The organism is Streptomyces flavochromogenes (genome assembly GCF_000717595.1).
Lineage (GTDB): Bacteria > Actinomycetota > Actinomycetes > Streptomycetales > Streptomycetaceae > Streptomyces > Streptomyces flavochromogenes.
The window spans coordinates 1-296 of the sequence record NZ_JNZO01000127.1; the positions used below are offsets into that span (position 1 = coordinate 1).

1 protein-coding gene is annotated in these 296 nt (G+C 68.6%); it reads left to right on the forward strand.

Annotated features, from left to right (window positions below):
* Positions 1-296: hypothetical protein (locus IF00_RS42315; RefSeq protein WP_037640618.1), on the forward strand; the 296-nt coding region annotated here is incomplete at both ends.

Sequence of the window (296 nt, forward strand, 5' to 3'; positions counted from 1 at the left end):
TGCGGAACAACGGGCCGGTCGTCGTCACGACGAAGACCCTCACCCACGACAACCAGTACCGCACGAGCTACGCGTTCCAGGACGGCCTGCTCAGGGCGCTCCAGACGCAGGAGGAGTCCCCGGACCGGGCCGGCCGCCTGATCACCGAGGTGTTCTACAACACCCGCGGCGAGGCGATCGTCAACTCGGGCACCTACTTCGCGACCGGCGCACCCGAGCCGGTTCTCGTCACCGGGCAGCAGACGCAGTACCCGTCGTCGACCGAGACGGAGTTCGACGGTCTCGGACGGCCCACC